This window comes from Alloalcanivorax venustensis (genome assembly GCF_047495515.1).
GTDB classification, from domain to species: Bacteria; Pseudomonadota; Gammaproteobacteria; order Pseudomonadales; family Alcanivoracaceae; genus Alloalcanivorax; species Alloalcanivorax venustensis.
Genome location: NZ_CP179934.1, coordinates 2,010,401 through 2,029,297, shown reverse-complemented (window position 1 = coordinate 2,029,297; position 18,897 = coordinate 2,010,401). Strand labels below are relative to the sequence as shown.

Below are 18,897 nucleotides of genomic sequence, written 5' to 3'. Positions count from 1 at the left end.
CCGGCCGGTCAATCCGTGGAGAACGCGCGGATCACCTCGGGGAAGCGCAGGGCGATAAGCAGCAAGGCGTGGGCGGCGCCGTCCGGCGCGCCCAGGCCGCGCTCCCAGTGTTCCAGGGTGGGCAGGTCCACGCCGAGAACGCGGGCGAGGTGAAAGCGGTCGCGGCCGGTGAGCCGCACCGCCGCGGTCACGTGGGTGCCGTCCAGCGGGGTGTTCAAGGGCATCGGCGCCAGCTCCGGGCCGCGCCCCCGTTCCAGCAGGCGGTCCACCCAGGCATCCGCCGCCGAGCCGGTGCCCGGCGCGTAGGGGGTGCGCTCCTCCGACATATCGATCTCGCTCTCCGTTCCGCTTCCTTGGGTCGGTACGGCTTCAGTGTGCCGGGGTAAAACGCGAAGGGAATAAGCCGGAAACGCTAATCCTTGTCAGCGATCGGCTCGTCGTCGGGTGCGAGATCGCAGCGTCCTTCCTGCGGATCAAAAAGTCTGTCCCCTTTTTTCACGCCGTGGCGCTCAAAGAAGCCGGCGTTCACCTCCAGCGCGGACACGAACGCCCTCCCCGGCCGGTAGATCTTGCAGCGGCGCGGGTCCTCATGGGGGCACGGCGTCATCGTCATGATCGACACGATACGGCCGTCCGGGTCGGCGAACGCCACGTCCAGGGGAATCAGCGTGCGGTACATATAAAACCCGACGCCCTTCGCCATCGGGCCGTCGAACAGAAACAGCATGCCGGCGTCCTCGGCCAGGCTGTCGCGCTGCATCAGGCCCCGGTTGCGCTGGGCTTGGGTTTCCGCCACTTCCACTTCAAGCGGCGCCGCCACACCCTCCACGCAGAGTTCCTTGGAAGAAAACGTCACCGGCGCGCCCTGCGCCGCCGCAACCGCAAGCCAGATCGAGGCGGCGAGGGCCAGATGAAGCAGCGTTTTGGTTATTGCCATGTTTCAGAGTCCTTTCCAATCCTTCGACGCTATCGTACCGGGCTAATGGGGGCGGTCGACGGGGCCGGTCTCCGGCCCGTTGGGGCGGCGCACCTCCTGGGCGGGCGTGACACCGGGGTGCAGGGGTTCGTCCTGCTGGTACACGGGTTTGCTCCGAGGCGGTTTCATGATGAGCGCGTCTTCCAGGGCCTGGCCACCGACGGCGGCGCCGTAGCCGGCCTGGTCAAACAGGACGTTCGCGGTGCTCCGCCAGCGGGAGCGGAAGGCCCGGGCGCCGACGCCGAAGGCGGCCTCCAGCAGGCTCTCCTGGGATTGCGCCTCGGCGGCACGGTAGCGCACCACCAGGGTGGCGTCCCAGGTCAGAACCAATTGATACAGGTCCTGGCCGTCGTGCTGGGGCGCTTCCAGCGTGTACAAGGTGTTATAGAGAAATTGATATTCCCAGCCGCCCGCGCTGAATCCACCGCCAGGGCTGAAGCCGGCGATGCGATGCAGCTGCGCCACGGCGGTGGCCTTCAGGCTCTCCGCGTTACCCGCCCACGGCACCAGCGAAGCGTCCTGCGCCAGCCGGGTGTTGCGCAACGCGGTGGTTTGGTACTGCAAAGCCTGCGTGGAAAAATCGGCATCCATTGCCGGCCCCCAGAATCGTCATGGTGTTCGTTGTTATGCTGATTCAAAACTCTAGTTGAAAAGGACCCGACTTGCACCGGGTCCGTCCCCATTTTTCCGTGTCATGAAATCAGCGCTGAACCTTGCTGAGGCACTGGGTCATCAGGTGGTCCAGGACCTTCTGCGGCTGGCCCATCAGGAAGCCGCGGCCGGGGGCAATCCAGTGCAGGTCTTCCTCCAGCAGCCGGGCCAGGCCGGCCACGTAGGCATCGACGTCGGCGGCGGGCAGGTAGCCCTTGGCGATGGAGCGCTCCAGCACCGCAGTGCCGGAGAACAGCATGCCCTCCTCCTGGATCAGCAGGCATTGGCGGTCGTCCGCCTGGCCGGGGGTGTGCAGCAGCTTGAGGGTAAGCCCGCCCAGGCGGTGCGGCTCGCCGTGCGCCAGGCGCAGGTCCGCCGGGCCGGCCACGCCGAGGATGCGGGCGCCGGTGGCGCCCTGCAGGGTGCGGGCCGCCGCTTCCTGTTCGCGAGGCCGGGTGAGCACGATGGTGGACAGCACGCCGTCGCAGGCTTCCAGCAGCGCGTGCAGGTCATCCCGCCCCTCGATCACCGGGTCCACCACCAGGGCCTGCTCACCGGCGCGCACCAGGTAGCTGTTAAAGCCCGGGCCGCCGTCGTCCGAACCGGCGTTCAAGGTCAGGCGCGATACGTGGTTGCTGAGCGCCACCCACAGGCCCGCCTCCAGGCGCGCCTGGGCGTTGCCTTTGGCATCCGGGTCGAGCTTGCACACCTCATCGTAGGCCGGGCGGCCCGGCTCGATATACACCACCTCGTCGCCCTTGCGCGCCGGCCACGGCTGCGTCGGGAAGGCTTGCGGCCGGCGGTCGCGGGCGTAGGCCAGCACCTCGTCCGCGGAGGCGAACTCCGACAGCTTGCGCAGCACGCTCACCGTCGGCGTGGCGAACTCGCGACGGCCCTGGCGGCGGTCCTCCAACGCGTCCTGCGGACGGATCCAGATATGGTCGATGGTTTCATCGCCGTCGTGGGCGGGCACCTGGTCCGGCGGCGCCACGGCGGCGAAGAAGCGGGTATCGAACCGGCGCGGCGGCCCCGGCGGCGTCACCCAGTGATCCAGATAGGCGATGCCGTCCAGCGACAACGCCAACCCGTGGGAGCGGCACAGATCCCCCAGATCCGCCTCACCACTGCCCACCGCCCAGCGGCCGTCCATCACCGGATGGCCGCCGTCCAGCCACTGGCCGGCGCTGTCGCGGGCCAGCAGCATGCCGGACTCCTCGAAGCACTCACGCACGGCGGCGACCAGATAACCCAGCCCGCCGCCCTCCGGCAGGCCGAGCAAGGCGCTGGCGGAATCGTCATCGTGGCCATAAAGGTGACCACTGCGGGCCAGGTCGCGATCGCCGTCGTCGACGGCGCCGCCGGGGAACACATAAAAGCCGGGCATGAACACGGCCTTAAGGGTGCGCTGGAGCATCAAGACTTCAAGGCCCTGCCCGGTATCCCGGAGCAGCGCCAACGTTGAGGCGGGGCGAGGCTGCATGATCAGTTCTTATTGTCGAATCAATGAGTCAACAACCTTACCCCGACCGGCCGGCAAGAAAAAGCGAAGCACGCCACAGCCACTGCTTTGCACACACCTGTACGCCACAAAGTGCGAACAACCCTTCACGAAAACGGCCGAGACGGGTCCGACACCTTAATAGCAGCCCGTGGCTAACGACGCGGACACAGAAAAAAGCCGGCGAAATGCAAAATATTTCGATATTCAAGGAACGAACGGCTTGACCCAGGACACCAAAAACCAAGTGAAACGCTACAGATTGGTTAAAATGCTACCATAGGTAACAAACCCGGAAGGCCAGCGAAAAACTTACAGAATAAATAGCCAAAAACTTACAAGAAAAACAAAATCGGATTTTAAAGAACGGACAATTTCCCGGTCACGTTTTTGGGCCGCACCAGAAAATACTACCGTTCGTCGGCTATACGCTACCGCTCGTCGGGGACGCAGAACTTTTATTGTTTATGGTTGTACGCCAGATTTTAGCCCCAAGTATTTGTTCTCGTTCTGTTTTCTCGTTTGTCGAATTTCATGTTTTCATTTTTTGAAAGACCCCTTTTCATTTTTTGCTATTCTCCCGCCTTCCCACCTCCTCTAACGTGAATCGTGTCGGTTCGGGGGCAAAAACAACAACTCACCAACCGACACGGCGGCGACCATGGAAGAAGTAAAGAATCGCTGCCGAAACCATCCAAATAAACGGAAGAATGAGGAGACTCTCATGTCTATGGAAATGATGAAGAAAGCTGTTCTTGGTGCTGCTGGCGCTATCGCTCTGCTGGGCGCGGCTTCTGCCCAAGCCCTGACCCTGGATCCCGCTGGCGCTGACGGCCAGAACTACACCTTCTCCGGGACCACGGATCTGTCCTATGGCAGCATCACCGCCAGCTGCACCCTGGAACTGTCCGGCTACATCACTGCCGGCAACGAAACCATTACCATCACCAACAACGATGTAAGCGGCCCCTACCCCTGCGGCTCCGTCAACATCAGCAACCTGGACGTGGGCGATGTGAGCAACATCGATTCCGACGGCGGCCAGGTTACTTTTGACGGCGTCGACGTCACCGTTGCCACTTTTTTCCAGTGTAACGATGGCACCGTGGTAGCGGACTTCCATAACGACGGAAGCAACCCTTCCTACTTCACCATTGCGCAGCAAAGCTTCGGCAACTGCACTCTGGAAACCGACACGCCGCTGACTATCGTTCCCGCTGACAGCTACAGCAGCGATGTAAATGTAAGCCCGTAAGAAAAACGAGGCTAAAACATAACGGGCACCAATAGGTGCCCGTTTTTTTTGGAGGTCATTATGAAGCATACATTTATAGGGATAGCACTCCTTTCTGCAGCTCTGCAAGCCAATGCAATCACGCTAGACCCGGTTGGCGCTAATGGGGAAGAGTATAATTTTTTCGGCAGCTTCGAGCTAAGTTATGGAAGCGTTACATTCGGGTGCTCGCTAAACATGACCACAGAAGTCAACACATCCACCGACACCATGGAGGTTGTTGATACTCAAGTAAGCGGTTCTTATCCTTGTCATGTTTTCAGCATTCAAAACCTGGGCACCGGAACGATAAGCAACGTTTCCAACGAAGGAGCCAGAATAGATTTCTCTGGCATAACCTTCACGGGGCATACATTTTTTGAATGTGATGGCGAAAGCATATACATCAACTTTAAAAACTCAGGCAGCAACCCCTCCTTCATTACAATTCCAGATCAGAATATATCGAACAACTGCTCTATCGAAACGGATGTTCCGCTTACTATCGTGCCTGCCGAGAGCCATAGCGGAGACCTAAACATCTACCCCTAATTTATCGCTGACATACAGGTTTTATTCTTTTACTTTGACTTAAAGTGCTTTTACTTAAAGACCAAGCCCTGGGCAACCGAAAGCCCGGGGCACCTACTCCTCTTTTTAAATCCTTGTAGCTGTTCATCCACACTCGATAATCTACAAAACACTACCAAACGAAGCCACACCGACCCAGGCTGCCTGTTCCGTCTGTCAATATAACTTTCTTTGGTATCCCTAAGGTCCGGGTGTCCGAAAGAGCACTTCCGGGTCAGCAAACCTCGACGTCTCCTAGCCGTGCAGGCCCGTTCAGCGCATCACCACGAAAACATATTCGGCTCAGTTAGGAGGTAGATTGGATCAAGCATCGAATTGACAAGTTGGACTGGCGCTCAACAATCAGCGCGACTGTGCGACGGTATTCCGAGGCCCGGCTTGGATATGTCAAGCAGAGCAAAGTCTACGGATTTACCGGGCCCCGGAAAGCTTGGGCGCAAAGAGATATACCCAATGACGTGGGCGATTTTACTTTCCCTCTAAAGGCGAACGCCCTCACCATCGAGGGGATGGTAAGGGCGAGGCTATCACTTAATAGGCTGAGTCACATATTTTATGTATGTCCCTCTGTCTGGCAGCCTTAAATCAAGTTTGGTATTGATACCCCCTTCTTTTTCACCATACCCACGAAGGTCTATATCAATATTATTATAATTAAATTGAGTCACAACCATTCGACCGTCATCAAGGAACTCAAGCGGGCCTGAGAGATCCATCGTCAACGGATAACTATGCAGATTATGTCGGTTATCTACAGCAAAGAATCGCTGTTCAAGATAAGGAACATCAAGATACAAATCGACCGTTGCATCCAGAACAGGCCCCTCTTCGGTCTCTCTGATCCAAGCCGTAACTGGTTGATCACGCTTTCCATCAGGGCCTGGTGCGTACCGAATCCGTAGTAACTGCGGCCCACTATAGGAATAAACGAATTGGGAAGAGAAGAGATTTGTGTACGTAGTCAAACTGGTCGTAACGATCTGGCTTGGCCAAATTTTTACTTTTATCGCATCTCTTTGCTCGGAGTACTCATCAGTAACCTCAGCATTCAACGCGCCAGTCAAGTATACAAATTTTTTGTCGGGACAATTTACAGGAATAAAATAATTTCCTGCAAACGGATTGTCTGGATCAAAGGGAATCGCCTCCCGAACACCGCAGCCGATATTCCCATAGTTAACGCCCAATGGAAAACCGTCCGAGTCCGTTTCCTGAGAACCAGCGGTATTCCGGGAGAGCACCTTGGCGCTATTCGGAATCGGCTTTACGCCGTTCAGATCAATAGGAACGCCATTTAGCGGGCTCTCAGTTTGATCGGCGTAAGGATCCGGTTCTTCACCGGGTTCCTTTTCCTCCACTGCATATTCTCGTGGAACCGTATAAGAAATACTTGGAAAGAGAATCTCGCCTTGAACATCATGATTCGTATCGTGGAAGAAGTTCGCGTTTGTATCCGACGTGGGCGCATTAACTAAGTTCTGAAGAACACTGTTGCTTTCTGCGCCTCCGCGGAAATAAATCACCATGTTTTTCCCGCCGCCGCGCTCGTCGACCGGATCAGTGCTTAAACGCGCGAAACCTGGATCCTTTTGCGGGTAAAGATCAATCGTTAGCTCCCCAAGTATCTGCGTTTGAAGAGGCAAGGCCGGCTGTTCATCGGAACAGATGGCGGTCGCCGGATCGCAGCTGCTGTCATGCATATCACCGTTGGAATGCAGTGTGTAGGCGTATAACGCTCCTTCCTGCCATTCCTCATCCGGATAAAAAGTGATCTGCCGGGGGTTAACTTTCAGCGAACCATTGATCTGCCCGCCAATAGGATTACCGTTCGCGTCGACTTCGTAAATTGTAAAAGTACTACCGAGCTGCACCGAATCCGCATCAACGTTCTTCGAGAAATTAACGATAATCGGCCGATTTTTAGGCAGGGCCATTACGGGCACTGAGTCACTGTCCTCGGTGCCGCCCTCAGGGTTATCAGGGTGCGTCCACTCGTAAACGCTGCCGAGACAAATACCCGCCATGTCGTTCGCCAGATCACGGGTCTGCGGGTCGGTCACACATGGGAAACCAGGATAGGTTGCGGTGACAACCGGGGGGCGAATCCGCATCTCCTCCGGATTTTCGCTCGGGTCAATCCCCCCTATGATCTGATCCACGACCAAGGGCAAGGCGAAGCTTTTCGAGATACTCGCGGTTTCATTACCGCTGATATCCGTGATGCCGCTGTCAAGAACCAGTTCATAATCCACCGGATCGAGCTCATGGTCGAATTTAAGCGGGGACGCCGGGTTCACCACTATGGCCGACCCCGAGACATTCACGGCCGCCTCAACTTCAGAATCGTTTTCCAGAAGGTGCACCTTTCCGGCGACCGAAGCAGCGTTCAGTGGCTCGTCAAAGTTAAGAATGATGGGATCGCCCGGCTTAACCAGGCCGGTTTTAGCTTGCTCACCCACCAGGTCTTCCAGACTCCAACTCTGCAAAGCCGGGGGTGTATCATCCCCCACGACCTGCGGTGCATTGTTTTGGTCTTTATAAGACTGCAACTGGAAGCTCAACATGCCGTAGCCGTATTCCTGCCCCAGAATGTTGGGCTCAACCACGCTTACCGCATCCAGGTTCAGCACGCCGGCTTCGGGGTCCACCTCGGCAAGGCCGACCAGCTCAATGTGCATCAGATCCTGAGTAAAGGCGCCGTTGGCGCGCGCCTCGCTGGTGGCGATGCCCACGTCCATCAACAGGTGCACGATGCGCAGGGCGTCCGGGTTGTTCTCGGCGTAGGGGTTCGGCACCAGGTAGCCACTGGCGTCGGACAGCACGGTCATGGTGACGTCACCGGAGCCGAAGCCGGCCGGCACTTCACCACCGATGAGGATCGGATTGATTTCCGCGCCGTTGAGGACGGTCCCCTTGGGCAAGCGAATCGGGGTGACGTCGGTGTAGGTCGTGACGTCCGCCAATTCCGCGCGCACCACTTCGGCGCTGGCCTGGGTGATGTTGTCGTTTTCGCCGAGCAGGGTGCCGTTCACGGGCACTTCGTTCACCGGCTTGCCGGTAAGGCGTGAGGTGGTGCCCTGGGTGAGTTTCTGCACCAGGATCGCCGGTTCGCGGCCCGGGGAAGAGTCTTTCGGCGTGAACGTGTAGCTCTCGGCGCCGAACGTCTCACCGTAGGTGCTGGCCAGGTCCGCGGTGATGTCCAGGGTGTAGGTTTCGCCGGCGTTCAGGTATTCCGCGTCCGGGTCCACGGTCATGTAGGCACCGTCGATCAGCAGGGTCGCGTCCACGGTGTCGCCGCCGCTGCTGGTGAGCGTCACGGAGTCGCCGTAGGTGGCGGTGGCGCGATCAACGGGCTGTGTGAACTGGAAGCGGAAGCTGGAGAAATCCATCACCGGTTCCATCTCCGAGCCGTCCGGCATGCGCCGGCTGACTTCGAAGGCATCGTCTTTCACCACCAGATTTTTCGGGCCTTCATGCAGCGGCCGCGTGGTGAAGGTGAGGGTCTGGTCTTCGGCGACGCCTTTGCGCAGACGCAGGTCGTCGATCACCACGGTGTAGGTCTGGTTGGGCTTCAGGTCCTCGTCGGGCTGCAGCAGCACGTTGTTGGGCTCTTTGGCCACTGACTCCGGGGTGGTGTTGACCACGGTGCCGGTCTCGGCATCGCCCTCATACAGAGTGATGGAGTTTTGAGCCTGGCCCAGGTTGACGGCGCTGGAGAAGCGCAGTACCACCGGGGCGGCGGTGGAGATTTCGCCCTGGCCGTTATCGGGATAGGCGTAGAGCAGCGCTTGATTGTCGCCCTCGCCTGGGTTGCTGCCGAAATCGTCGACAGGTGAGTCGCCGCCGTCACCGCCACAGGCGGTAAGCAGCATCGCGGTGCCGAGCACCGCGACGGAGGACAGCAGCGTTCCTTTCCGCTTGATCATTCTTGTCTTCATGGTGCCCCCTTAAAACTGCATGCTGATGGAGCCGGCGAATGCGTTAACGTCGCCTTTGGTTTCCACCACATCATCGTTGAGCGCGGTCGGCTGGCTGGATTTGATCTGGAATTCGCGCTGATCCATCAGGTGGTACTGATAGCCGAAGTCCAGGCGCAGCGGATGCTTGAGGCCGTAGACGTGGTCGAAGGTCGCGCTCATGCCCAGGCCGATCACGGTGCGGTCGGCGTCCAGGTAGTTCACTTCCGGGTTCACGTCGTTGGCCAGCGGCGATTCCTCGAACGCCACGCCACCGGTGAGGGTGAAGGTGTCGTTCAGGTAGTACTCGGCGCCGATGCGCGGGATGACGATGTCGTCGAACTCCAGACCCAGGTTGTTCTTGACGGTGTCGTTGTTGAGCTCGTCTTCCAGCGCGGACCATTCCTGCATTTCCACCGCCAGGCCCAGGCGCCATTTGTCACGCTTGAGCTGCATGCCCAGGGTGTAGATGTTGGGCTGGTAGGAATCCACCGTGGCGATGTCGATGAACAGGCCGGGATCAGGGATGGTGCCGGGGATGATGGTGTTGGCGTTCACTTCCACGGAAGAGTCGGAGTAACCCTTGAAGGCGAACGCGGTTTCCAGACCGTCATACCAGCACTGCGCGTCCGGGCAGAAGGTCTCTTCCCAGTCGAAGTTCATGCTGATGACCGGCCGCAGTACCGGCTTGGCGGAGACGTTGAGCTCTTCGTACTCGGTGTCGCCGGCCAGATTGGTCTGCGCCACCAGGGAAGCCTCGGATTTGAGGGTGACCTTGGTGCCGATGCCGACGTCCAGACCGCGCCATACGTGGGTGCCCACGCCGATGCTCAGGAACAGCGGCTGGCGGCCGTAGTTGAAGTACTGGCCGTCCGGATCGGTACGGGAGCCGAAGGCGAGCAGCTCATCACCGAACTTCTCGGAGCCGATCATCACGCCCAGGTACATGGGCTGGCCCAGCTCGGTGAGGTCGCTAAGATCGGCCTTGAGGCCCAGCAGCACCTGTTGGGTGGGGTCGTCCTGCACGGTGTAGGTGCCGAACTGCTGGCTGTCGGCCTTGAGGTTGTGCTCGGCGTGCATCAGGCCGGCGGTCAGCTCGCTCTTGGTGCTGTGCGCCAGATAGGCCGGATTATAATACGCGGTGGAAACCTGGGTATTAAACATGGAAAGCGCTTGCGCGGACGCGATGTCCGTGGGCAGCAAGCCGTAAGTGGTGGCGGTGTTGCCCATATTCGCCAGGGAGATAGCAGGTGCCAGCACTAGGGTGCTGGCGCACAGCCCGGTCTTCAAATAAGGAAGCGGTCGCATGCGGATTTTCCCTCCGATTTGTTTGTTGTTCTCTTTCGTTCGCGGGTGTTCGCCGCAAACAGTCGTTATTGGTTTTATGTCCCGAACTGTCCATGAACGGGTAAGGCACCGACGGGATGGTGCAACTGCTGAGGCTATAGATGCCCCACTGACGTCGGACACAAGAAAACGTGAAAACAGGTGTTTCAAAAAAAGAAAGAATGGCGGAAAGCCTTTATTAATGCGCCTGACCAGACGGTCACATTTTATGGTGACAGACACTTTTTGCCTGTTTTCGGACCACCGAAAGCGCCAACTTTATGAAAAAGTAAACAAAAAGATAAACAAAATGCCGCACCTTTATTTACTTTCTTTTGTGCGGCAGGCCCACCCGTTGTGGCGGGCCTGAGGCGCCTATTCAGCGCCATCAGAACGCCACCATGTTTACAGGTGTTACCAGAGGAAACACCGGCCGCTTTCCGGCCACTTTTTTCGCGCCGCGCCAAACTTTTTTGTAACAGAGCGCCGGCGAAGACCGCTCTTTTTTCTTCGAAATGCCCGCGCCGCGCGGCTTCGCGGCGAAAGAAAAGGCGCGCCCGGCCACCACGGCGAAAGCGTCGTAAAACGGTTGTCTTGTGTTATAGTTTTTTAAGAACTGTCCAAGGATCGGTAAGAACACACCTGAACGGGACGGGTGCTGGGCCCCCGGGGCGGGCTAATGCCCGGAGGGGATCAAAACCCTGAAGAAAAACAAAAGGTGGAAGGAACCGCTGTACCGTCTTGCGTAGCTCAATAACGCCTATGCCGGCCGTCTCGGTTCCTTAAAATAAGGATTCGACGATGAAACGGATAGCTGATCTCAGTGTGTTTGTGTCGGTCGTTAAGGCGGGGAGTCTTTCCGAAGCGTCCAATGATCTGGGTCTTTCCGTAGCGTCCATCAGTAAGTATATATCGCGCATCGAGCAGGAGCTCGGAGTGCGCGTGCTGGTGCGTAACGCACGGGGGCTCAGGCTCACCAGCGAGGGCCAGGCGCTGTATGTGCGGGTGGATACCCTGCTCAGCCAGCTCAACAAAGCGATTGCCTATGTCAGTGCCTGCCGGGACGTTCCCCGGGGCATGCTCAAGGTAAGTTCCACCATCGGTCTGGGGCGCAATCGTATTGCGCCGCTGGTATCGGAGTTCTCCAAGCTGTACCCCGACGTGACGGTGCAACTGTCGTTGGGCGACCGCTATGTGGACATGGTGCTCGACGACGTGGACGTGGCGATTTCCATCGGCGCGCCGGACGACGCCTCCCTGGTGGCCAAGCGGCTGATGAGCAACCCCTGCTGCGTGTGCGCGTCGCCGGCTTATCTGAAAGGCCGCAAGGCGCCTCGCCACCCCAAGGACCTGAAACGGCACGACTGCCTGATCCTGGACTGCCACGGCTCCTTCAAGGACCAATGGCAGCTTGAGGACGAATACGGCGGCCAGCACCACGTCAAAGTGTCCGGCAACCTGATCACCGATAACAGCGAAACACTGCGCGAGTGGGCGCTGAAAGGCTACGGCGTGGCGCTGAAAAGCCGCTGGGATATCGCCGAGCACCTGGACCGCGGCGAGCTGGTGCAGCTGATGCCGCGCTACCGGGCGCCGGACCTGGATTTCTATCTGGTGTACGCCGGACGGGACCTGCTGCCGGCGAAAACCCGGGCCTTCATTGCCTTCCTGGAAGAAAACGTGGAGCGCCTGAAGCAGCCGATTTCGGATTCCGCGCAGGCGTGATTCAGGCGTAGGCCTCGAGCGGGCGTTCCAGACGCCGCACCCAGGACAGCACCTGCGCACCCAGGCGCAGCTGCAGATCCTGGGGGTGGATGGACACGCGCAGGGTGCGTCCGCTGGCCAGGGCCGCCAGATAGTTGCCCCGGTTGAACAGATTGAGGCTCCAGGCGCGCAGCGTGGTGTCGGCCTCGAAGCCCAGCAACGGCATGCGGTGAAAGCGCTGGTCGCGGGCGTCGTAGAGGCCGCCCAGGGTTTCGTAGTAGCGAAACGGCAGCGCCGCCAGCCGGCGCTTGTTCACCGCCCCCAGCGCCCAGGCGGGCGGCACATAGAGCGGCCCGGGGGTGAGGCCGTGCTCCACGAACCAGCGGTGACAATCCTGAATCAGCGCGATGATGCGCTCTTCGTCCAGCGACAGATGCTCGGCCGCGTCCCGTGAAATGAACGCGCTGTGCAGACGGTGGTGAAGGCTTTTCGGGGTGTCGCAGCGGTGCCGCCAGCCGTGGCCGGCAAGCGGGTAGCCGCGCTCGCTAAGGTCGCGCAGCCAGTCCAGATCGGCGGCCCGCCAGTCCTTGCCGGGCACCACCAGCAGCGTCACCGCCGCCGGCGGCAGCCAGGCGAGCTGCTCGAGAATGTCCGTGACCCGCTCACGGGTCTCCGGCATCACATCGTGAATCGAGATCAAGCCGCTTAGCGCCATCTCAGAGCTCCGGGCGGGCGGTGCTCAAACGGCGCAACACGGCCAGCGTCGGCGACGGCCAGCGCTTGGGCAGCAGCGGCGCCTGGCGGGCGCAGTGACCAAGCACCTGCAGCCAGGTGTCCATGGCGCGCTGGTTCATGGTGAGAGCGGCGTGGCGGGCCTGCTCGGCTCGCTCACGGCGCTGCGCCGGGCTCTGCGCCTGCAGACGCGCCAGGGTGTCACCGAGGCTCTCGCCCTCTTCCATGATCGCCAGCCCGCGGGCCAGCTCCGGCCATTGATTGATGCCGCAGGCCGGCGTGGTGATCACCAGCCGCTGGCGGGCCATGGCTTCCAGGGCCACGGTGCCGAACGCCTCCACCACCGACGGCAGCACCAGCACCTGGGCGGCGTCCAGCTGTTCCACCACCTGCGCCCGGCTGCACCAGCCCAGGAAGGTGAGATTGGGCAGTCGGCGGGCCTGCTCTTCCACCTTCTCCCGCAGCGGGCCGTCCCCGGCCACGGTGAATCGGCAGTCCGGCCGTTGAGCGGCCAGCGCCAGAAAGCGTTCGATGTTTTTCTCCGCCGCCAAACGGCCCACGTAGAGCACCGAATCCAGTTTCTCCGCCAGCGGCAGCGGCGGCCGCTCGACGAACTCCGGGCCCAGCGGTGTGCCCACCAGTTGCGGGTGCCGGGCGCCGGCGGCGCGGGCGTCGGCGATCAGGCTTTCACAGATGGTGGCCACCGCGCTGCTGCCCTGGAACAGGGTGCGGTTGACCCAGTTGAGCAGGCCGCCGGCCAGGCGCGCCAGACGCGGCCCCCAGTACAGCCGCACCAGGCTGTCGTAGTCGGTCTGGAAGGTCACGCACACCGGGATGCCCAGTTTGCGCGCCACCCAGAACGCGCCCAGGGAGAAAATCCCCGGTCCGGGAATCACGATCACATGGGGTTTCATCTCCCACACCAGGGCGGTGAGCTCGCGCATTTTCGGCAGGAACAGGCGCTGGGTGGGATCGCCGGGGATCGGCATGGACAGCCCCTGGCAGGGGTGAGGGTCTTCCAGGCTGGGGGACACCAGCTCCGCCCGGGCCACCACCCCGTCCAGGTGGGCGACCAGGTCCTGGAAGTAGGCGCCGACCCCATTGCGGCCTTTCATGGCGTCGACGACGAACAGTACGCGCAGGTCTTTTGTTTTCATGGTCGTCAGTATCCGCACCACGTGTGTCGTATTTATGACACCCCTACCCTAGCACGGTTCAGTCACCGGGTCGGGGGTAGCCGAAACGGTCGTAGACCCAGCCGAAGGTCGCCGCCAGACGGCCCGGGTCCACGCCCAGGTTCTCCAGGGAATAGCGGTGGCCGCTGCGGTAGCCGGCGGCGCGGCGGTCCTCGCCGTCCAGAAAGGCGCGGTACGCCGGCGAAGGGGTCCAGCCGAAGGTCCGGTAAAATCCGCTTACACTCTCGCCGGGCGCGGCCGCCAGGGTTTCCATCACCGACAGGGCGCCGCGCCCCTCCGGCAGGCCGTCGAGCTGTTCCAGCAAGTGCCGGTAGTAGTAATCGAGCATGGCGAGGAAGCCTTCGCGCCAGTAGTCGGCGGTGTCGCGGCCGTCGAACAGCTTGCCGCCGATCACGATGGAGTTGATCTGCGAGGGCACCGCGGCGGTGGGATTGCGCAGGCAGCCGATAAAACGGGCGTCGGGGAAGGCGTCCGCCAGGGTGGCCATGAACGGCGTGAACGACGGGTTCTTGGACAGGAAAGTACGGTGCTCGCCGTGGAAGTACAGGTGGCGCTGCACGAAGCGCCGGTAGGCGGCCATCAGCCGCCGTTTCTCCGCCGCCGGCAGATCCCGGTCCGCGTAGGTGAGGCGCCACAGCGCCGGGTCCGGCACCGCCAGGACCAGCAGGAAGCAGCCCAGCACCGGCAGCAGCGCCAGATAGTCCTCCTCCGGGTCGCGCAGGCCGGTCTGATGGACATCGTCCAGCCCGCCCAGCACCCATCGCTCCAGCCGGAAGAACAGCCGGCTCAGCGGCGCGCCGACCAGGGCGTCCAGCCGCCCCACCCCGCGCCAGAAAAAGCGCTGGGTGATGGACGGCGCGAAGATCAGTTCCCACAGGGCGGTGGTGGTAAAACGCTCGCGGTCGCCGGCCAGCAGCCGGTGCAGAAAGGTGGTGCCGCTGCGTGGCACACCGACCACGAACAGCGGCTCGCGCACGCGCACCCGGCGGAAGTCGGAAAACAGCAGGTAATCGAGCAGCAGCCCGGCGCCGTTGATCGCCTGCAGCAGCACGAACAGCGGCCAGAACAGCGCCATCACCAGCCAGCGGCGCGGCGACACCCCCTTCAGCGTGCCGCCGTAATCCGGACACCAGGAGCGCACGAACAACCGCCCGTAGGCTTTTAACAAAGCACCCATAGCTTTCTACTTCCGTCGAAGACGCGCCGACACTAGCAGCAAAAAGATGACAGAACTATGTCGTGGGAGCGGGCCTAGCCCGCGAAAGGGAGCGAAGCTCCCGGCAGGATCCCAGAGTCCTTTCTAACGGCAGCACAAACAACGTCTCTGGAATCCTGCCGGCAAGCGAAGCTTGCCTTTCGCGGGCAGGGCCCGCTCCCACCAGACAAGTCCCCCAAGCCTTGCAACACAGCCGTCACACCAAGGACACAAAATCGCGCCTGCATCCTGTATCCTGCACGCTGAATCGCGGCCGACGGCCGCCAAGGCAACCTTATCAATTCGAGGCTTGATGAGTACCTTCCCCACCATTGTCGGCCACCGCGGCGCCCGCGGCGAGGCCCCGGAAAACACCGCGGCGGGCTTCCAGGTCGCCATGGAGGCGGGCGTCACCGAAATCGAGCTGGACGTGCGGCTGTCCCGGGACGGCCATCTGATCGTGGTGCACGACGCCAACGTCACCCGCACCACCGGTGAGCGGGGCAAGGCGCACCACTACACCCTTTCGCAACTGGAAGTGCTGGACGCGCGCCGCAACACCCCCGGCTGGCACAGCCCCCTGGGCATCCCTTCACTGCGGGAAGTGGTGGATCTGTGCGGGCCGTCCATGCGCTTTCAGTTCGAAGTGAAAGGCGCCGACCGGGCCATCCTGCACCGCCTCGCCCACCAGCTGGTGGACTTCATCAACCAGCGACAAATGAATGACCGGGTGGTGGTCACCTCCAGCCACACCGGCTTTCTGCGCATGCTCGGCACCATGACCGCCCACATCGAGCGCGGCTATGTGGCGGAGTACCGCTACCAGCAACCCACCCGGCGGGCGGTGGCGCTGGGCTGCACCTGGCTGATGCCGCGCCACACCCTGGTGACGCCGGCGCTGATGCGCCGGGCGCGGCGCCGCAACCTGAAGGTGTCCACCTGGACGGTGAACGATCTGACCCGGGCGGAGCGCATGGTGGAGCTGGGCGTGGACGGCATCATCACCGATTTCCCCACCAGTTTTATCGCCCATTTTGAGCGGCGCGCGGCGCGGAAGGCTTAAATAGAGGGACCTCTGGGATCCTGCCGGCCGGCGTCGCCGGCCTTTCGCGGGCAGGGCCCGCTCCCACAGGGCGCTCGCGCACAAAGCACTTTACCTGCTTCAATCCTCGAAAAAGGCGCGGATCTCGTCTTCACGGGCCTTGGCGTCCTGGTACCCCAGTGACATCAGTCGCCCGGTAAAGCCGGGCTCGAACAGCAGATAACTGACCGCGCTGGCGCCGGGCGAGCGGGTGGCGCCGGAGCCGCTCAGGAAGAAGCGCAGCGTGCGCGGCAGCTCCTTGATGTGCTCGGCGGCGATCTCGTCGATGGGCTGGGAGGGGTAGATCTTGAGCACGTCCACCTGGCGCAGCTGGATGCCGTGCTGGCTGCGGGCCCGTTTGCCGAGCGCCTCCACGGTGCGGTTGATCCGCTCCAGCCGCTCCACGTCCCCTTCCAGGGTGTCCACGAACACACTGTTGAGCACATGGCCGAGCACCTGGGCCAGCGACGGGTAGCCGCTGAGCTGGCGCTGGTGGTCGGCGCTGACGTTACCGGACACGCCGATCACCAGCAGCTTGTCGGCGCCCAGGTGCAGCGCCGGGCTCACCGGGGCGAGCTGGCGCACCGCGCCGTCGCCGTAGTAGCTGCCGTCCACTTTCTCGGCGGGAAACAGAAGCGGGATCGCCGCCGACGCCAGCAGATGCTGCACGCCGATGTCCGAGCGCCGGCCCAGCCGGCGGGCGCGGGTCCACTCGTCCACGCCCTCAGCCCCCTGGAAAAACGCCACTGATTCGCCGGTGGCGTAGCTGGAGGCGGTGATCGACAGCGCCCGAAGATGCCCCTGGCGGATGCTCTCCTCGATGCGCTGGAAGTTGATCACCAGCCGCAGCAGCCGCTTCAGCGGCGTGCTGTCGAGCAAGGCGCTGCGGGTCACCGCCCGGCCGCCGGCGGCGGAGCTGATCAGCCAGCGCAGCAGGCTGCGCAGAAAGGCGAAGATATCGGTGCGGTAGACCTGCTCGGCGGTCATGTTGGCCCACACCCGCTCCAGGCCACGCACCGCCAGCCGGTAGTCGTGGGCGCCGGCGGCCAGGGCGGCGGCGTTGATGCCGCCGGCGGAGGTGCCGCAGATAATCGGAAACGGGTTGCTGCTGTGGGCCGGCAGCATATCGGCGATGGCGCTCAGCACGCCGACCTGATAGGCGGCGCGGGCGCCGCCGCCGGACAAAATCAGCCCTCGGTTGGGGGCGGACGCTTGGGGCATGGTGTGATCTCCTTATCGCGCCAGTATGCCGTTTGACGGGCCCCGGCGTCATCCGTCGGGAAGCGCTGGCTTCACCGCCCCACTCCGCTTTATGCTGCCCCGGTCTGTTTCCGGATTACGCCATGACCGCCGCTTTTTCGTTTCGCCCCGCCCGCCCCGAAGACCTGGATGCCCTTGTTGACCTGGAGCAGCGTTGCTTCGACGGCGACCGGCTGTCACGCCGCAGCTTCCGCCATTGGATCCGCCAGGCCCATTCCGGGCTGATCGTGGCCCATGGCCTGAGCGACGACAAAGAGGCCGAGGGCGCCCTGGCCGGCTACGCGCTGGTGATTCTGCAGCGCGGCACGCGCATGGCGCGGCTCTATTCCATCGCCGCCGACCCGGCCTGTCGCGGCAAGGGGCTTGGCGAGCAGTTGATGAACGCCGCCGAGCGCTACGCCCACCGGGAAAAACGCCTCTATCTGCGCCTGGAAGTGCGCCGGGACAACCCGGCGGCGATCCGCCTTTACGAGCGTCTGGGCTACAAGTTGTTCGCGGAAACCCCGGACTACTACGAGGACCACCAGGACGCCCTGCGCTTCCAGAAGCGGCTGCACTACAAGCCGGAGAACCCGGCGCGGCTGGATATTCCCTGGGTGCGCCAGACCACCGAATTCACCTGCGGGCCCGCCTGCCTGCTGATGGCCCGCCACGCCCTGGACGGCCACGCCCCGGCGGACACCGACGAGCTGCTGATCTGGCGGGAAGCCACCACCATCTTCATGACCGCCGGCCATGGCGGCTGCCACCCGCTGGGCTTGGCGCTGGCCGCCCGCCGCCGGGGGCTGAGCGCCACCGTCTACTGCAACCAGAGCGGGCCGTTGTTTCTGGATTCGGTGCGCGATGAGAACAAGAAGCGGGTGATCGAGACGGTGCACCGGCATTTCGAGGACGAGGCCCGGCAGCAGGCGGTGCCGGTGCACTACCAGGAGCTCACCGCCGAGCGGCTGGACCAGGCGTTACAGGACGGCGAAGTGGCCATCGTGCTGATCAGCACCTGGCGGCTAGACGGGCGCAAGGCGCCCCACTGGGTGGTGGTGAGCGGCGCCGACCGGGAGTGCTTCTACATTCACGACCCGGACCCGGCGGACGATCAGGTGCCGCTGGACTGCCAGCATGTGCCGATCAGCCGGGATCGCTTCGAGCAGATGACGCGGTATGGGCAGTCGAGGTTGCGGACCGCGGTGATCGTGGGGCGGGGGTAATCCCAGAGAGCGAGATCAGGTCTTAAGGACGTCCTTGCCGAGTTCGCCGGCGCGCTTGGCGTTCACTTCGCGGCTGTTTTCGTCGCAGGCGTCCTGGTCGCCGCCGCAGATTTCACAGCCCTGCTTCATGCCCAGGGTGGCGAGGCCGCCGCAGGAGCCTTTCACCGGTTTGTTGGCGAGAATCGAGCCGATCGCCATGCCGGTGAACAGCAGCGCGAAAACAACAATACTGGCTATCACGGTTGCGAGCATT

At 62.0% G+C, this 18,897-nt stretch carries 17 protein-coding genes; 5 read left to right on the top strand and 12 right to left on the bottom strand.

Annotated elements, in window-relative coordinates; all coding sequences use genetic code 11:
- Nucleotides 1–8 precede the first annotated feature (8 nt).
- The 4 genes from ACMG4O_RS09540 to ACMG4O_RS09525 all read right to left on the bottom strand — a co-directional run bounded on the left by ACMG4O_RS09540 (nucleotide 9) and on the right by ACMG4O_RS09525 (nucleotide 3,041).
- The gene (locus ACMG4O_RS09540; RefSeq protein ID WP_142949397.1) at nucleotides 9–326 is read right to left on the bottom strand and encodes a hypothetical protein; all 318 of its coding nucleotides are present in this window, start codon (nucleotides 324–326) and stop codon (nucleotides 9–11) included.
- An 86-nt stretch (nucleotides 327–412) separates the two neighbouring features.
- Complete coding sequence (locus ACMG4O_RS09535; RefSeq protein WP_414433696.1) at nucleotides 413–937, bottom strand: DUF192 domain-containing protein; 525 nt, start codon at nucleotides 935–937, stop codon at nucleotides 413–415.
- Between the two features lie 42 nt (nucleotides 938–979).
- A complete protein-coding gene (locus ACMG4O_RS09530) occupies nucleotides 980–1,567 on the bottom strand; it encodes a hypothetical protein (RefSeq protein ID WP_414433695.1) in 588 nt (195 codons plus the stop codon).
- A gap of 109 nt (nucleotides 1,568–1,676) precedes the next feature.
- Complete coding sequence (locus ACMG4O_RS09525) at nucleotides 1,677–3,041, bottom strand: hypothetical protein (RefSeq protein WP_414433694.1); 1,365 nt, start codon at nucleotides 3,039–3,041, stop codon at nucleotides 1,677–1,679.
- Nucleotides 3,042–3,849: 808 nt separating this feature from the next.
- On the opposite strand from ACMG4O_RS09525, the gene ACMG4O_RS09520 reads away from it, so the two are divergent.
- Both ACMG4O_RS09520 and ACMG4O_RS09515 read left to right on the top strand, forming a co-directional pair.
- Entirely contained in the window at nucleotides 3,850–4,380 is a 531-nt protein-coding gene (locus ACMG4O_RS09520; protein ID WP_194856789.1) for a hypothetical protein, read from the top strand.
- A 60-nt stretch (nucleotides 4,381–4,440) separates the two neighbouring features.
- On the top strand, nucleotides 4,441–4,950 hold the full coding sequence (locus ACMG4O_RS09515; protein WP_142949402.1) for a hypothetical protein: 510 nt from the start codon (nucleotides 4,441–4,443) through the stop codon (nucleotides 4,948–4,950).
- 566 nt (nucleotides 4,951–5,516) lie between these two features.
- Here ACMG4O_RS09515 and ACMG4O_RS09510 read toward each other — a convergent pair.
- The 3 genes from ACMG4O_RS09510 to ACMG4O_RS09500 form a co-directional block, all read right to left on the bottom strand.
- A complete protein-coding gene (locus tag ACMG4O_RS09510) occupies nucleotides 5,517–8,915 on the bottom strand; it encodes an Ig-like domain-containing protein (protein ID WP_414433693.1) in 3,399 nt (1,132 codons plus the stop codon).
- 21 nt (nucleotides 8,916–8,936) lie between these two features.
- The gene (locus tag ACMG4O_RS09505) at nucleotides 8,937–10,253 is read right to left on the bottom strand and encodes an outer membrane protein transport protein (RefSeq protein WP_414433692.1); all 1,317 of its coding nucleotides are present in this window, start codon (nucleotides 10,251–10,253) and stop codon (nucleotides 8,937–8,939) included.
- Between the two features lie 406 nt (nucleotides 10,254–10,659).
- Nucleotides 10,660–10,911 (bottom strand): hypothetical protein, encoded by a 252-nt coding sequence (locus ACMG4O_RS09500; protein WP_414433691.1) that lies wholly within the window; start codon nucleotides 10,909–10,911, stop codon nucleotides 10,660–10,662.
- Nucleotides 10,912–11,072: 161 nt separating this feature from the next.
- On the opposite strand from ACMG4O_RS09500, the gene ACMG4O_RS09495 reads away from it, so the two are divergent.
- A complete protein-coding gene (locus ACMG4O_RS09495) occupies nucleotides 11,073–11,996 on the top strand; it encodes a LysR family transcriptional regulator (protein WP_142949406.1) in 924 nt (307 codons plus the stop codon).
- A 1-nt stretch (nucleotide 11,997) separates the two neighbouring features.
- Here ACMG4O_RS09495 and ACMG4O_RS09490 read toward each other — a convergent pair whose 3' ends face one another.
- From ACMG4O_RS09490 to ACMG4O_RS09480, 3 genes are read right to left on the bottom strand one after another with little or no spacing between them, the layout of a single operon-like run.
- Nucleotides 11,998–12,690: a polysaccharide deacetylase family protein gene (locus ACMG4O_RS09490; protein WP_414433690.1), complete on the bottom strand. Its 693-nt coding sequence runs from the start codon at nucleotides 12,688–12,690 to the stop codon at nucleotides 11,998–12,000.
- A gap of 1 nt (nucleotide 12,691) precedes the next feature.
- A complete protein-coding gene (locus ACMG4O_RS09485; RefSeq protein WP_142949408.1) occupies nucleotides 12,692–13,864 on the bottom strand; it encodes a glycosyltransferase in 1,173 nt (390 codons plus the stop codon).
- Between the two features lie 58 nt (nucleotides 13,865–13,922).
- Nucleotides 13,923–15,080, bottom strand: a complete 1,158-nt coding sequence (locus ACMG4O_RS09480) for a sulfotransferase (protein ID WP_414433689.1) — start codon at nucleotides 15,078–15,080, stop codon at nucleotides 13,923–13,925.
- A gap of 331 nt (nucleotides 15,081–15,411) precedes the next feature.
- Between ACMG4O_RS09480 and ACMG4O_RS09475 the strand changes: the two genes are divergently transcribed.
- Entirely contained in the window at nucleotides 15,412–16,161 is a 750-nt protein-coding gene (locus tag ACMG4O_RS09475) for a glycerophosphodiester phosphodiesterase (protein ID WP_414433688.1), read from the top strand.
- 99 nt (nucleotides 16,162–16,260) lie between these two features.
- On the opposite strand, the gene ACMG4O_RS09470 is transcribed toward ACMG4O_RS09475, so the two are convergent.
- Nucleotides 16,261–17,400 (bottom strand): patatin-like phospholipase family protein, encoded by a 1,140-nt coding sequence (locus tag ACMG4O_RS09470; protein WP_142949411.1) that lies wholly within the window; start codon nucleotides 17,398–17,400, stop codon nucleotides 16,261–16,263.
- A 122-nt stretch (nucleotides 17,401–17,522) separates the two neighbouring features.
- Here ACMG4O_RS09470 and ACMG4O_RS09465 point away from each other — a divergent pair, with 122 nt between their 5' ends.
- Nucleotides 17,523–18,644, top strand: a complete 1,122-nt coding sequence (locus ACMG4O_RS09465; RefSeq protein WP_370203304.1) for a GNAT family N-acetyltransferase/peptidase C39 family protein — start codon at nucleotides 17,523–17,525, stop codon at nucleotides 18,642–18,644.
- 15 nt (nucleotides 18,645–18,659) lie between these two features.
- Here ACMG4O_RS09465 and nqrM read toward each other — a convergent pair whose 3' ends face one another.
- Nucleotides 18,660–18,896 carry a (Na+)-NQR maturation NqrM gene (gene nqrM / locus ACMG4O_RS09460; RefSeq protein ID WP_142949413.1) on the bottom strand — a complete coding sequence of 79 codons (237 nt, stop codon included), beginning with the start codon at nucleotides 18,894–18,896 and terminating at the stop codon, nucleotides 18,660–18,662.
- Nucleotide 18,897: the final 1 nt, after the last annotated feature.